At 45.4% G+C, this 14,521-nt stretch carries 12 protein-coding genes; 5 read left to right on the top strand and 7 right to left on the bottom strand.

Going from position 1 to position 14,521, the window contains the following annotated elements; translation table 11 throughout:
- Positions 1 to 10 precede the first annotated feature (10 nt).
- Both rsmI and lnt read left to right on the top strand, forming a co-directional pair.
- Positions 11 to 685: a 16S rRNA (cytidine(1402)-2'-O)-methyltransferase gene (rsmI, locus tag AC3WJC_RS16150; RefSeq protein WP_492400148.1), complete on the top strand. Its 675-nt coding sequence runs from the start codon at positions 11 to 13 to the stop codon at positions 683 to 685.
- 251 nt (positions 686 to 936) lie between these two features.
- Positions 937 to 2,571 (top strand): apolipoprotein N-acyltransferase, encoded by a 1,635-nt coding sequence (gene lnt, locus AC3WJC_RS16145; RefSeq protein ID WP_492400147.1) that lies wholly within the window; start codon positions 937 to 939, stop codon positions 2,569 to 2,571.
- Here the strand turns inward: lnt and AC3WJC_RS16140 are convergent.
- Genes AC3WJC_RS16140 through AC3WJC_RS16120 form a run of 5 tightly spaced genes read right to left on the bottom strand, consistent with a single transcriptional unit; the run spans position 2,552 to position 9,340 of the window.
- Entirely contained in the window at positions 2,552 to 3,406 is an 855-nt protein-coding gene (locus tag AC3WJC_RS16140; protein WP_492400146.1) for an N-acetylglucosamine kinase, read from the bottom strand. The genes lnt and AC3WJC_RS16140 overlap by 20 nt on opposite strands.
- A complete protein-coding gene (locus AC3WJC_RS16135; RefSeq protein ID WP_492400145.1) occupies positions 3,403 to 3,783 on the bottom strand; it encodes a response regulator in 381 nt (126 codons plus the stop codon). Before AC3WJC_RS16135 ends, AC3WJC_RS16140 begins: the two co-directional genes overlap by 4 nt.
- A 39-nt stretch (positions 3,784 to 3,822) precedes the next feature.
- Positions 3,823 to 5,139: a TolC family protein gene (locus AC3WJC_RS16130; protein WP_492400144.1), complete on the bottom strand. Its 1,317-nt coding sequence runs from the start codon at positions 5,137 to 5,139 to the stop codon at positions 3,823 to 3,825.
- A complete protein-coding gene (locus AC3WJC_RS16125) occupies positions 5,139 to 8,267 on the bottom strand; it encodes an efflux RND transporter permease subunit (RefSeq protein ID WP_492400143.1) in 3,129 nt (1,042 codons plus the stop codon). The genes AC3WJC_RS16130 and AC3WJC_RS16125 overlap by 1 nt, the downstream gene beginning before the upstream one ends.
- On the bottom strand, positions 8,264 to 9,340 hold the full coding sequence (locus AC3WJC_RS16120) for an efflux RND transporter periplasmic adaptor subunit (RefSeq protein ID WP_492400142.1): 1,077 nt from the start codon (positions 9,338 to 9,340) through the stop codon (positions 8,264 to 8,266). Before AC3WJC_RS16120 ends, AC3WJC_RS16125 begins: the two co-directional genes overlap by 4 nt.
- A 177-nt stretch (positions 9,341 to 9,517) precedes the next feature.
- Here AC3WJC_RS16120 and AC3WJC_RS16115 point away from each other — a divergent pair, with 177 nt between their 5' ends.
- Both AC3WJC_RS16115 and AC3WJC_RS16110 read left to right on the top strand, forming a co-directional pair.
- Positions 9,518 to 11,314 (top strand): M61 family metallopeptidase, encoded by a 1,797-nt coding sequence (locus AC3WJC_RS16115; protein ID WP_492400141.1) that lies wholly within the window; start codon positions 9,518 to 9,520, stop codon positions 11,312 to 11,314.
- Between the two features lie 147 nt (positions 11,315 to 11,461).
- Positions 11,462 to 11,617 carry a lmo0937 family membrane protein gene (locus AC3WJC_RS16110; RefSeq protein WP_492400140.1) on the top strand — a complete coding sequence of 52 codons (156 nt, stop codon included), beginning with the start codon at positions 11,462 to 11,464 and terminating at the stop codon, positions 11,615 to 11,617.
- Between the two features lie 129 nt (positions 11,618 to 11,746).
- Here the strand turns inward: AC3WJC_RS16110 and AC3WJC_RS16105 are convergent, their stop codons facing one another.
- Both AC3WJC_RS16105 and ku read right to left on the bottom strand, forming a co-directional pair.
- The gene (locus AC3WJC_RS16105; protein ID WP_492400139.1) at positions 11,747 to 12,304 is read right to left on the bottom strand and encodes a YciE/YciF ferroxidase family protein; all 558 of its coding nucleotides are present in this window, start codon (positions 12,302 to 12,304) and stop codon (positions 11,747 to 11,749) included.
- Between the two features lie 177 nt (positions 12,305 to 12,481).
- The gene (gene ku, locus AC3WJC_RS16100) at positions 12,482 to 13,252 is read right to left on the bottom strand and encodes a non-homologous end joining protein Ku (protein ID WP_492400138.1); all 771 of its coding nucleotides are present in this window, start codon (positions 13,250 to 13,252) and stop codon (positions 12,482 to 12,484) included.
- 135 nt (positions 13,253 to 13,387) lie between these two features.
- Here ku and AC3WJC_RS16095 point away from each other — a divergent pair, with 135 nt between their 5' ends.
- A complete protein-coding gene (locus AC3WJC_RS16095; protein WP_492400137.1) occupies positions 13,388 to 14,458 on the top strand; it encodes a serine hydrolase domain-containing protein in 1,071 nt (356 codons plus the stop codon).
- Positions 14,459 to 14,521: the final 63 nt, after the last annotated feature.

The following is a 14,521-nucleotide window of genomic DNA, read 5'->3' as shown; positions in this document are numbered from 1 at the left end:
CATCCCTAATATGGCAGGTAAGCTTTTTTTGGTACCCACACCCATAGGTAACCTGGAGGATATCACCCTCCGGGCTTTACGCGTGCTTAAAGAAGCTGACCTGCTGCTTGCTGAGGACACCCGTACTTCGGCACCCATGCTCAAGCATTTTGATATTCATCAAAAGGTTTTCGCGCACCATCAGCACAACGAGCACCAATCGTCCAGCGAGATCATTCGTTTTTTAAAGGAGGGTAAAAACATCGCCCTAATCTCGGATGCCGGAACGCCCGCCATATCTGATCCTGGTTTTTATCTGGTGCGCGAGGCCTTAAAACACGATATTGATATTGAATGCCTGCCCGGCGCTACGGCTTTTGTGCCCGCGCTGGTTAATTCAGGCTTCCCAACAGACCGATTTTGCTTTGAGGGCTTTTTACCATTAAAAAAAGGCCGCCAAACCCGTTATAAAAATTTAGCCGACGAAGAGCGTACCATTATACTGTATGAGTCGCCGCACCGTTTAATAAAAACGCTGGATGAAATGGCCCTGCATTTTGGTGCGGACAGGCTGATTTCCGTATCGCGCGAGCTGACCAAAATGTTTGAGGAAACCGTGCGCGGCACAGTAGCTGAAGTAAAAACGTATTTTGAAACGCACCCGGTAAAGGGAGAGTTTGTGATATGTGTTAAGGGGAAGGAGTAATACCTCTCCTAAATATATATTCCTTGTCATATCGAACGAGGTACGAGGAGATATCCGTCGCTTTGTTAAGAACGCTTGCAGATTTCTCGCTATCGCTCAAAATGACAAGAAAATAAGATAAGAGCGTCATTGCGAGGTACGAAGCAATTCTTGCGCGATTTGTCTTACAGAATGTCCTTAAAGAGATTGCTTCGTACCTCACAATGACGAAATATCAATAAAAAAGCTAACCTACCGTGTAGCATCTCAAAATGAAAAAAAACATATTCCTATCCATATTATCAGGCCTGTTGCTTTGGATAGCCTGGCCGCCTACGCAATATACCTCATTTTTGCTGTTTATTGGCCTGGTGCCTATGCTGCTGGCTATGGAGAACATTATTCAGTCGGCTGCTACTGAAAAGGGTAAAAAGCTATATTGGACCACCTTTATCGGCTTTTTTATATGGAACACGCTGTCTATTTACTGGGTATATAATTCCTTAAAGGATGCAGGTACCGTGGCTGCCATATTTATCAGTTTGGTTCCATATTCTTTAGGCCCGTTGCTGATGTCGCTGTCTTGCTGGATGTATTACCGGTTGCGGTTAAAAATATCGCGCTGGCGTGCGCTGGTAGGTTTAGTTATATTTTGGATGGGCTATGAATACCTGCACCAAAACTGGGATCTGAACTTTCCGTGGATGACGCTGGGTAACGGTTTCGCCGTATCGCATAGTTGGATACAATGGTATGAATACACCGGCGTTTATGGCGGTACCATTTGGATTTGGGCAGTGAATATCCTGGCGTTTCAGCTCTACATCGGCCTTGCCGAAAATAGTAAACGTACTGCCCGTATAAAACTTGGCGGCGCGTTGGCAGCCGTTGTTGTAGTGCCTTTGTGTTTATCACTCTATCAATATTATAGTTATGAGGAGCAGCCCAACCCCTCAAATATAGTGGTGGTGCAGCCTAATATTGACCCTTACGGCAAATCAGGTTCTATACCTCATGCGGAGCAGTTAAGAATACTCACCCATCTGTCCGACTCGCTGGGGCAACCCAATACCGAATATTTTATATGGCCCGAAACCGCTTTATCCGCCGAGATGGATGAGGACGGCATACGGAGCAATGCGCAATTTCAGCAGGTACAGCAATTCATCAGCAAATACAAAAACGGCAACGTACTTACCGGTGCCGAAACCTACAAGCTATATACTACGCGCAAAACCACTTCGGCCCGCCCCGCGGATGCCAGCGGAAAAATGTTTTATGATAGCTTTAATACAGCATTAAACATCGAGAACTCGGCAGAGGTGCAAACCTATCACAAATCAAAACTGGTACCCGGCGCAGAGGAGTTGCCCTTTGGCGATTACCTGTCTTTCCTGAAACCGGTGTTTGAGCACCTGGGCGGCAGTACAGGCGGGTATGGCAAGCAAGCCGAGGCAGGTGTGTTTTACTCGCAAAGCGGTATCGGTGCCGACCCGGTGATCTGTTACGAATCCATCTGGGGCGAGTATGTGGCGCAATCGGTTAAAAAGGGAGCACAGTTTATCGCTATTATAACCAATGACGGCTGGTGGGAAAACACCTCCGGAAAAGATCAGCACCTGGATTATGCCAAACTACGCGCTATTGAAACAAGGCGTTGGGTGGCACGGTCGGCCAATACAGGTATATCCGCATTTATTAACCAGCGTGGCGACATTGTTCAGCATACCGGCTGGTGGGTGCAGGCGGCCATTAAACAGGATATCAATTTAAATTCAGACCTTACCCTTTATACCCGCCTGGGCGATTATCTGCCTAAAGCGGCAAGCGTGTTAACGGTTTTGGGGATATTTTATATTGTATTTAATCTGCGACTGCGCAAAAGGGTTAAGCCTGCTCGCGGTTAAGCACAAACTCCACCAGATCGTTAATAGGCTGGCGTATAATTTTACCCGGTTTAATGTTGTTCTCTGCCAGCAAGGCTTTGAGTTCATCAGCAAAAACATAAGCTACCGAACCTACAAAGTGGCATTTGTATTTATGATGCTGTGGGTAAGGCTTAATGTTGGTTTCAATAAAATCAAACAGCAGGCGCTTTATTAAGGCCTGCGCGTAATCGCTTTGGCGCACCCGGTGCAAAAACTTAGTGAATGATGCCAGGTATGAATTTGCCTTGGGCATACGGTACACATTTTTTATAAGGCTTTCTTTAGTGAGCTTGTACGTTTCTTTAAACTGCGCCTGTATGTCAGCAGGCATGTTGCCGTACAAATAATCAGTAACCAGGGCTTTGCCAAAGGCTGTGCCCGAGCCTTCGTCGCCCAGTACAAAGCCAAGGCCATGCTGCCCTTCGTGAATGTCGGTACCATCAAAAAAGGAGATGTTTGAGCCGGTACCTAATACGCAGCACAAGCCTTTTTCATGCCCACAGGTAGCATACGCCGATCCAAGCAGATCACTATCCACACTAACAAAGGCGTTAACAAACAACTGGCTTAACGCGTTTGATACGATCTCGTGCCTGTCAGGACTGGAGCAGCCCGCGCCAAAAAAATAAACTTCCTTAACGTTGGCGGCATGGGCTAACAGATCACCGGCCTGGCTTTGAATGATCTTAACGATCTCTTTTTCCGATAAAAAGTAGGGGTTTAATCCGTCGGTTTTAAAAGCGTTTGGTTCTGAACCGGAAACGGCCAATAGCCAATCCGTTTTTGATGAACCGCTATCAGCAACTAATATCATGTACAAATATCCTCGAGTACCTGGAAGGTAAGCGGCTTATGAATAAATTGGGTAATGTATTTATTATCAGATGATTTGCGCATATCGGTAGGGTCAAGCGATGAGGAAAGCATATAAACTTTTATATTCTCCTTATCAATCTCCAGCTTATCATACTCCTGCAAAAACTCAAACCCGCTCATTACAGGCATGCGTATATCCAAAAATATAACATCAGGTTGCACTTTACCATCACGCAGCGCGTCAATAGCTTCAGCCGGCGATTGGTAAACCACAATCTTTTCGGCAAAGTTGGCTGACTCTAAAATCCGGCTCGTGACAAAGTTATCAATGTAATTGTCATCAATCAGCAAGCAAAATTTAAAAGAGGGATGCATTATTCAAAACTAATGTTTTAAATAACATCTTCCACATTTTTATTTAATATCTATTTTATTAGTAAGCTGTTTTAAAGTTACTTCGGCCAGTTTAGATTGATATTGCGCTGCTGAGAACCTTGATTGCGCATCAAGGTAAACCCGTTGCGCTTCGCGTATTTCGAGCGGGGTTATATTGCCCAGCCGGTACTTTTCCAGCGAGAGGTCAAGGTTGCGTTTGGCCAGTTCGGTATTGACCTGCCCTAATTTTATCAATTCCAGCCCGGAGGTATAGCTGATGTAAAAATTGCTTATGGTAGCCTCGATATCCTGCTGGATCTGCTTATAATTTAACTCGGCATTCTGTATCTGCAATTTGGCATTTCGCTCGCGCCGCCATTGGTTAAAGCCATCAAAAATATTCAGAGACGCGGTTACGCCGTAGTTAAAGCCACGCGCGTTTTGTACACGTGCAAAGCCCGCGGGGTTTTTACTATCGCTGATGGTATAGCCGGAGGTAACCGCGATCTGCGGATAGCGTGTCGCCTTTACCTGCCGTAAATTGATCTCGGCGAGGCGTTTGTTGATCTGTCCGGATAATATGGCCGGGTTTTGCACCTGTGCCTGGTTAATAATATCGCCCAGTTTAAGGCTTTCATCTACAATAATGGTATCGGCAACTACAAAATCAGTTTGTACATCGCGCATCAGCAATTGGTTTAACTGAATTTTGGTATACCTGAACTGCTGGATCTGATTAATCAGGTTGGCCGTATCCAGGTTGGCATTTACCAGCGCGGTATTAACCTCAAGCTTTGAGGCGCTGCCTACCAGGTACCTGTCGTTAGCGTAACGGGCCTGCGTGCGCGAGGTAGCCAATACGCCGTTAAGCGCCCTGATCTGCGCATCCTGACTGATCAGGCTATAGTAAGTAGTTATTACATTAGCTACCATGCTCTGCACCGTATCGCGCAAACTAAGCTGGCCAAGTTTGTTCTGCTCTTTAAGCTGATCGTAGTTGGCAAACATGGCAAAGCCATCAAAAATGGTCCAGTCCAGGTTTACGCCGTAGGTAATGCCGGTGTTACGGGCGTTGGTAATATTGTTCACGGTACCATCTGCACGGGTTTGCCGGGTGGTTTGAATGCTGTTGCTCGATGTTACATCGCCGGTTACATAGGGCAGTATACCCGCGTTGCCAAGGCTTACATTATTTTTAGCTATAGCCGCGTTGTTTTGTGAAATTTTAATGCTGAAGTTGTTTTTAAGCGCCAATTCAACCGCCTCCTGCAAGGTCAATTTTGGCGGGGTTTGCTGCGCGCGCAGGCCGCATACCCATACTATCATTAATAAAAATATAACTAATCTCTTCGTCATTACAGGTTCTCTATCAGTTTGGGTTGATGTATGGGTTCTTCTGCTTCGGGTTCATGATCCGGGTCGCGGCGTTTTTTAGGAGCCATCAGCAGGTACATGGTTGGTATAACATACAGCGTAAGCACAAGCGAAAACAACATGCCACCCATAATAACTATACCTAACGATACCCGGCTTTTAGCACCCGCGCCAAGCGCGAAAGCGATAGGCACAACACCTAATACTACGGCAAGGCTCGTCATTAAAATAGGGCGCAGGCGTGATGTAGCAGCTTCAACAATGGCCTCATATTTTGATATGCCGTGCTCCATACGCTGGTTAGCGAACTCCACGATCAGGATACCATTTTTTGTAACCAAACCCACAAGCGTAATAATGCCGATTTGCCCGAAGATGTTATACGTTTGGTTAAACAGCCAGAGGCAAAGCATAGCACCTGCCAGGGCCATTGGTACGGTGAACATCACAATCAGCGGATCAAGGAAACTTTCAAACTGCGCAGCAAGCACCAGGTAAATAAGCACCAGCGCGAAACCAAAGGCGAATATGATGCCCGAGCCGCCCTCGGCATAATCTCGTGACGGGCCTGTAAGCGCTGTACTGAATGATGGGTCGAGATATTTTTTGGCAATGCGGTCCATCTCTTCCAGTCCATCGCCAATAGTTTTACCCGGTGCGAGGCCTGCCTGTACCGTAGCCGATTTATAACGGTTAAAGTGGTACATGGCGGGCGGGGCAGAGCTTTCAGCTACTTTAACCACGTTATCTAACTGTACCAGATTACCGCGTGAGCCGCGTACATAAATTGATTTCATGTCCAGCGGCTGATCGCGGTTGGCGCGGTCAACCTGGGCTATGATCTCGTATTGCTTGCCGTTCATCAAAAAGTAATCGAGCCGGCCGGCGCTGTAATACATTTGCAAAGTCTGTGCTATATCAGCTACCGATACGCCCAGGTCGCGGGCGCGGTCGCGGTCAGTAGTTACTCGCAGTTCAGGCTTGGTAAATTTGAGGTTAACATCGGTACCCTGAAAAACCGGGCTGCGCTGTACTTCACTAAAAAAATCAGGCAGCACTTTGCGGATCTTATCAAAATCCTGGTTCTGGATAACATACTGCACCGGCAAAGAGTTACGGGCACCGCTACCGCCGCCGCTTATGGTTTGCTCCTGCGATACCAGTGCACGGGCATCAGGCATTTTGGCAAGCTTGGCGTTGAGCCAGTCGGCAATTTCCTGTTGCGAGCGTTCACGTTCATCAGGCAGCACAAGGCCTATACGCCCAAAACCGGAGTTGGCCGAACCCGCGCCGCCGCGTGATGGCGATATGATCTCCAGGTTTACATTGGCTTCGGGTATCGAGTCGGTAATCAGTTGTGCCAGGTTATCCATGTACTTGGTCATGTACTCATACGTAGCACCCTCAACACCGGTAACGTTATAACGCAGCATGCTGCGGTCATCCAGCGGAGCAAGTTCTGACGGGATAGCTTTAGAAGTAAAAAAGAACACCGCTATACCTACCGATACCACCAGGATGGTTACGGCAACCCATTTACGCTTCATAAAATTGGTAAGCGTTTGGGTGTAACTGCTGGTCATATTCACAAAAAACGGCTCGGTTTTTAAATAAAAGTTTGATTTCTTTTGGTCCTTGCGGATCATGATCACGCTTAGCATCGGTGTTAAGGATAACGATACAAAGGCCGATATCAGCACCGCGCAGGCCACCACTACGGCAAACTCACGGAACAAGCGCCCGGTAAATCCCTGCAAAAATATGATGGGTAAGAAAACGGCTGCCAACGTAATAGAGGTTGAAATAACCGCGAACAGGATCTCAGCCGATCCCTCAAAGGCGGCTTTGCGTACGGCCATGCCTTCTTCTATCTTTTTAAAGATGTTTTCAGTTACCACGATACCATCATCAACCACCAAACCTGTGGCCAGTACAATGCCCAGCAGGGTAAGAATGTTTACCGAGTAGCCCAGCATGTACATCACAAAAAAGGTACCCACCAGTGATACAGGGATATCGATCAGCGGACGGAAAGCGATAAGCCAGTCGCGGAAGAAAAGGTAAATGATGATGACCACCAGCACAAACGACAAGATCAGGGTTTCCTCAACCTCCTTGATAGATTGTTTGATGAACTTGGTATTATCCATCGTAACCTTGAGCTGAATATCAGGCGGTACATCTTTTTTGATCTGCTCCAGGCGGCGGTAAAACTCATCGGCGATCTCTACATAGTTAGCCCCCGGTTGCGGCACCAGGCCAAGGCCTACTTTAGGCACACCATCCTCTTTAAGGGCGGTTTGCTCATTAGATGAACCTAATATGGCATACCCCACATCGCGCAGGCGTATCACCCGGTTGCTATCGCTGCGGATGATCATGTTATTAAAATCATCCTGCGTGCGCAGCTTGCCAATGGCGCGTATGGTTACTTCGGTATTGTTGCCTTCCAGCTTACCGGCAGGCAGTTCCACGTTCTCCTGTGCCAGGGCGGCGCTGATGTCTGTTGCGGCAAGCCCCATAGCGGTTAATTTGTTCGGATCGATCCATAAACGCATGGCATACTGGCGCTGGCCTAATATATTGATGGAACTTACACCGGGTATGGTTTGCAAGGCTTCCTGTAAATCGTTCTCGGCGTAATCATTGATCTGCATAATGTTACGCGTGTTGCTGCTCACAATCAGCGTAATAATATTATCGGCATTAGCATCAGCCTTGGTAACCACCGGCGGGGCATTAATATCCTGCGGTAATTGCCGCTGCGCTTGCGATACCTTGTCGCGAACATCATTAGCGGCGGTCTCCAGGTCGGCATCCAGCTCAAACTCAACGGTAATGTTGCTTGAGCCAACCGAACTGGTTGATGATATGTTGCGGATACCCTGCACCCCGTTGATCGCTTTTTCAAGCGGCTCGGTGATCTGCGATTCAATTACATCGGAGTTGGCACCCGAGTAGGAGGTAGATACGGATATGATCGGCGGATCAACCGACGGAAAATCACGTACACCCAGGTATTGGTACCCCACAATACCAAATATTACAATGGTTACCGACATTACAGCCGCCAGTACGGGCCTTTTGATACTTATTGACGATAAACTCATTTCGTGCTCACCTTTTGAACTTTAACCGGCGCTTTTTGCCTCAACTGTATAATGCCCGATATAATTACGCTGTCGCCATTTTTCAGCCCTTTGGTTATCTCGATCTGGGTATCGGTACGCAGTCCGGTTTGTACTTCGCGCTGTACGGCCATGCCGCTATCCACTACAAAAACATAATTGGTTTTAATATCAGGTATTACGCTTTGTGTAGGTACCATAATGGTTTTGGGTATCTGATCGAGCGCGAGGCTTATTTTGGCAAAGCTACCCGCGGTGAGCGCGCCATCCGGATTGGCGGCACGGGCACGCACGGTAATGGTGCGCGAGTTTACATCAACCGATGGCTCAATAGCGTATACCGTGGCGCTGAATGTTTTGGCCGAACTTTCGGTGGTGAAATTCACCTTGCCGCCAGCCTTGATCAGCGGTAAATATTTTTCGGGAACGGAGAAGGTAAGCTTAGCCGGATCAATATTAACCAGCGTAGCAATAGGTGTTTGCGGCGATATATAGCCCCCCGGACTAATATTACGCAAACCAATAGTACCCGAAAACGGTGCCCGGACTTCGGTACGGGTTATTTGCGCCTTAACGGCATTGCTTTGTGCCTTTAGCGCGTTGTACGATGCCAGCGAGGTTTGGTACTCCTGTTTGCTGATGGCTTCCTTCTCTAATAGTTGGCGGTTACGGTTCTCGTTCTCTTTGGCTAAGGCTACATTGTATTCATTTTGCGCCAGGGAAGCCTGCAGATCCTGGTTATAAATTTTTACCAGCAACTGCCCTTTTTTTACACGGCTACCCTCTTTAAAATAAATGCCGGTAACATCGCCCGAGGCCTGGCTTACCAGGTTAACCTGCTCATTGGCGCTAATGGTGCCGGTAATATCAATAACGGTATTCAGTGTGGTATCATGCGCAAGCAATACGTTAACCGGTACGGGGCCACCCTTGCGGCTTTTACCCCCGCCTGCCGCACCCTGTGTTTTAGCGGCACCCTCGCCAAAAAACTTGTTATATAACAGGTAACCCAACAGCAGTATCAGTAGGGTATAAATAAAATATCTGATCTTCATAAATTTACAATATGCCTCAAGGCTTAGCGAAGTTGTTACCGGGTGTTTTTTAACCGGTAATATCTGTAGCAAAATAATCGCAATTGGCTTACAAAAGGTTTTATGTATCAACCATTTTACATCTTATTTGTGTTACAAAAACTTTATAGGGCAGGGCAAAAATTTATAAATTGCCGGATGAAAAATATTCTGTCGTTTATTTATAGTTTTTTAATACTGAATTTAATGAGCATTACTGCCGATGCGGCACCTGCGGCTAAGATCAGCTATACGGTTACTTTTCCGGAAGCACAAGCCCACTACGTTGATATTGAGATGAAACTAAGCGGACTGGCGCAAAAAACCACTAACCTTAAAATGCCCGTTTGGACTCCCGGATCATACCTGGTGCGTGAGTTTGCCAAAAACGTGGAGGGCTTCACCGCCTGGAACGCGGGTAAGGAGATAGCCTCAGGCAAAGTGAACAAAAACACGTGGCGTATTAATACCACCGGTATGAGCGAGCTTACCGTTAAGTACCGGGTTTACGCTAATGAAATATCGGTACGTACCGCTTTTATCGATGCCTCGCACGCGTTCCTGTCAACATCCGGCTTGTTTTTATATCCTCAGGGGATGCTGGATCAGCCATCAACCATTAAAATAGTGCCTTATAAAGGTTGGACAACCGTTTCAACCAGCCTGAGCCCGGTAGGTGCCGACCAGTTTACGGTAACTGCCCCTAACTACGATATCCTGTTCGATTCGCCGATAGAGGTAGGTACACAGGATGTGTTTGGCTTTAAAGCGGCAGGGGTAAACTACGAGGTAGCCATGTACGGCGGCGGTAATTACGATAAGGAGCGCCTTAAAGTTGATATGGCCAAGGTGATCGAGCAGCATACCAAAATATTTGGCGAAAACCCTAACAAACGTTATGTATTCATTGTACACAACTTTCAGCGCGGCGGCGGCGGGTTGGAGCATTTAAGTTCGACCGTATTGGGTGCTTCGCGCGATGGTTACAGCACCGAGCGGGGTTACCTGGGCTTTTTAGAACTGGTATCGCACGAGCATTTTCACCTGTGGAATGTAAAACGCCTGCGCCCGATAGCCCTTGGCCCGTTTGATTATGAGAACGAAAATTATACCACTAACCTGTGGATAGCCGAAGGTTTTACCGCCTACTATGAGTCAAAAGCTACCCGCCATGCCGGACTAAAAACCGGTGAGGCTTACCTGGCCACATTGGCTACTAGCCTGAGCAATCACGATAACCAGCCGGGCAGCAAGATACAATCAGCAGCCGAATCGAGCTTTGATGCCTGGATCAAGTTTTATCGCCCCAACGAAAACTCCAACAACTCAACCATATCTTACTATGGCAAGGGTGCTATAATTGCTTATATGCTCGATCTGGAAATACTGAACAGCTCAAACGGACAATACTCGCTTGATGATGTGATGAAGTATATGTACAACGAGTATTACAAGCTAAAAAAACGCGGCTATACCGATGCTGAATTTAAGCTTGGCCTCGAGAAATTTACCGGTAAAAAACTGGATGATTTCTATAAAAAATATGTTACCGGTGTTGATATGCCGGATAACGCGACTTATTTAGGTTACGCGGGCTACAAAATAACCGATGAACTTGCCGGCAGCAATGTGCCGTCATTGGGCATCGCCACATCAGTCGCGGGCAACCATATAATGGTAACGGCGGTTAGCCGTAATTCATCAGCCTGGGTGGATGGTATCAACGTAAACGACGAGATTACCGCTGTTGACGGCAATCCGGTTACTGACCCGGCAGCCCTTACCGCTAATAAACATGTAGGCGATAAAATTAATATAACCGTTATACGCGATGGCAATCAACTGGTACTACCGGTAACCCTGCTAAAAAGCGACCGTGTTAGATATAAAATTGAACCCGTTGAAAACGCAAGCACAAAACAAGCAGCCATTGCCAAAAAATGGCTTAACTTATAATATTTGCAGCAAATACTGTTTGCAAAAAAGGGCGTTAGCGATAAGCTAATGCCCTTTTTGTATAAATTATCAGCTTAATGTCAGTTCGGCACAGTTTGTGGTGATGTGTAAATACATCTATCAATGTTTAACTAAAATATAAAAGCTATGAGATCTCTACTGTATATTATTGCTGTAATCCTGATAATAGGCTGGGCAATTGGTGTATTCGCTTACACCGCGACAGGTATTATTCACGCGTTATTGGTAATCGCTATTATCGCTTTATTACTGGGCGTTATCCGTCGTGATAGGGTAGTATAATAACTATTACTTACGAGTAGAGGGGAGCAGCAATGTTCCCCTTTTTTATTGGGTTTTAATTTTTAGCACCAAAAAAGCCGCCTCTTTTCAAAGGGGCGGCTCAATCATAAATCAAACTAATCGCTAAAACTATTTCTTTTCGCTTTTAGCATTTTGGTTAATGCCGGCTTCAGCAATCTCGGTCAGTAAACCATCGGTTTTCTTTTCTTCCTGCAGGGTTGCATCAAGCAGTTCAACAGCTTCGCTGTAGCCCAAAGTGGCTGCCAGGGTTTTTAATGTACCATAAGAAGCGATTTCGTAGTGCTCAATCTTCTGTGCGGCTGAGATTATACCGGCATCGCGGGTAATGCTGCCATCCTCGGTATCTTCAATAATTGATTCACCTTCTTTCAGTAAACCTTCCATTGCCTCACATTTTTTAGCGGCGGCTTTTTCTTCAATGGATTCAAAAACTGATTCAAGGCGGGTGATCTGGTTTTCAGTTTCTGCCAGGTGTGTTTCAATAGCGGTACGCAACTCGTCGGACGTTGCGGCCTTTGCCATTTTAGGCAGCGCCTTTGCCAGGTGTTTCTCTGCCCAGTAAATATCTTTTAACTCGTCAACAAATAATTCGTTCAATGCTGATTCTTCCGCTATTTCTGTGGTTTCGGTTTCAGCTTTTTTTGCTTTTGCTTTTGTGGTTGCCATAATTGTAGATGTTTTTTAATTAAAGCATCTAATACTATGCCACATAATTAACTAATAGGATATATATTAAATTATTTATATAATAGCTTCAACCAGACAAACCACTACTTCAGAAAAATGTATTGTAAATTTAATGCTGTATGTTTTATTCTACAAAGTTGTATGCGTCAAGATTATTTAGGCGCCTTTCTTGGCTTTTAAGCTACCCATTAACTGCTCATACAAATCGGTTCCTTTTGTTTTTTGAGGTTTAAGCTTTTTAATGGTCGGGCGTTTGCCTTTGGCCTTGGCGTGGATAATTTTCAATAATTCCTCATGATAATCATCCTTGAATTTAGATACATCAAAGTCTTCAGCATACTGGTTGATTAATGCCAGGCCTACATCCAGTTCCTTTTTGCTGATCTTTACATCATCGGCTATGTTAAGGTCTTCGGTACTGCGTATCTCCTGCCCGAAACGGATCTTGGTTACCACTAGTACATTTTCAACCGGGTGCACTATACACAGGGTTTCGGTGCTGCGTAGTACAAAGCGTGCAAGCCCGGCTTTTTTTGATTTGATAAGCGCCTGCATCAGCAGGGCGTAGGCTTTATTGTTCTTGGTATCGGGTTCGGTGTAGTAGGATGTTTCGTAAAACATCGGGTTAACATCGGCAATATCTACAAAGCTTTCAATTTCGATCACCTTACTTTTTTCGGGCGCGGCATCTTCAAAATCACGCTCCTCGAGTATAATATAGTCCTCATCCTGTTTGTAGCCTTTTACAATTTTGTCGTAAGGTACTTCCTTGTGCGTTTTTTCGTTAACGCGCTGGTATTTAATGCGCGAGTGGTCGCGGCCGTCGAGCATATCCAGATCAAGCGAACTGCTTTGCACGGCCGAAAACAGTTTAACGGGAATACTTACCAACCCGAACCCTATTGAACCTTTCCATATTGATCTCATAACAAAGTGATTAGTGCTTAATTATAACTCCGATTATGCTAAAAGGGTTTTAGTGAGAATCCTTTTAGCATGAGTTTAAGTTCTTATTGTTGTAACCGGCTACGCAGAAATGCATCTTATTGATAAAGCTTAATAATGAAGAAAATATCTGTCGCACTATTGCTGTGTGTTTCAAGCCTGTTGGCAAGTGCACAATCACCCAACGTTAGTCATGTTGTAGAAGAATATAGTCAGCAGCATAACTTTAACGGTACGGTGCTGGTACAAAAAAATAGTAAGATACTGTATCATGCCAGCTTCGGGCTTGCCAACCGGGAATTTAAAGTTCCGGTTACTAATGATACCAGGTATAAAATTTGTTCGATCACTAAATCATTAACGGCTGTTTTAATACTCCAGCTTTATGAGCAGGGCAAAATTGATCTGAACGAAAAAATATCAGCTTACTTACCGGACTATACGGGCGAAGCGGCAAATAAGGTATCGGTACATCAATTGCTGAATCATACTTCAGGGCTTGCCAATACGGATACGGTTAAAAGTATAGCAAATGCGATAAAGTATGGTGTTGGATTATACAACAAGCCATACACGGCTGATCAGTTAGTGAAAAATTTTTGCTCGGGCAACTTAGTCAATAAACCGGGTAGTAAATTTGATTACAATAATGGTGATTACTTTGTACTGGGGAGAATTTTAGAGAGCGTATATCATAAACCATATCAGGAAATTCTACAGGAGCAAATACTAACCCCCTTGGGCATGCAGGGTTCAGGTTTGCTTTCACAGGATAAACTGGTTGATGGCTTAGCCAATACCTATTTTTTAAGGAATGACATCAATAAATTAGTTCCTGATTTCCCGGTATATAATCAGGATTGGTATGCGGCAGGCGCCATGTATTCCAATACCTCAGATGTGCTGAAGTTTTTTAATGCGCTTTTTGCCTTGAAACTTATTAAAAAGGAAACATTGGCACTGATGCTTAAACCCGGTTTAGATGATTATGGTTACAGCGTGTGGATAAGGGATTACAAAGGGCCAAACGCCAAGTATAAGCGTATGGAAAGATATGGCAGTATTATGGGGGCAAACACCGTAGTGTTCCGTTATTTAAATGAGGATTTGACCATCGTAATTTTAAGCAATACCAATTTAACAGATTTAGGCGGCTTTGCTTTGCACATAGGAAAAAGTGTTTTTTAGCTTGGATACATGCGGTTTTTGCTAATGGCAATTTTATTTGCCATTATTACGTTTACTTGTTGA

The organism is Mucilaginibacter sp. FW306-07-L (assembly GCF_058782065.1).
The sequence above is the reverse complement of the archived record's forward strand: the minus strand, read 5'-3'. Positions and strand labels throughout refer to the sequence as shown.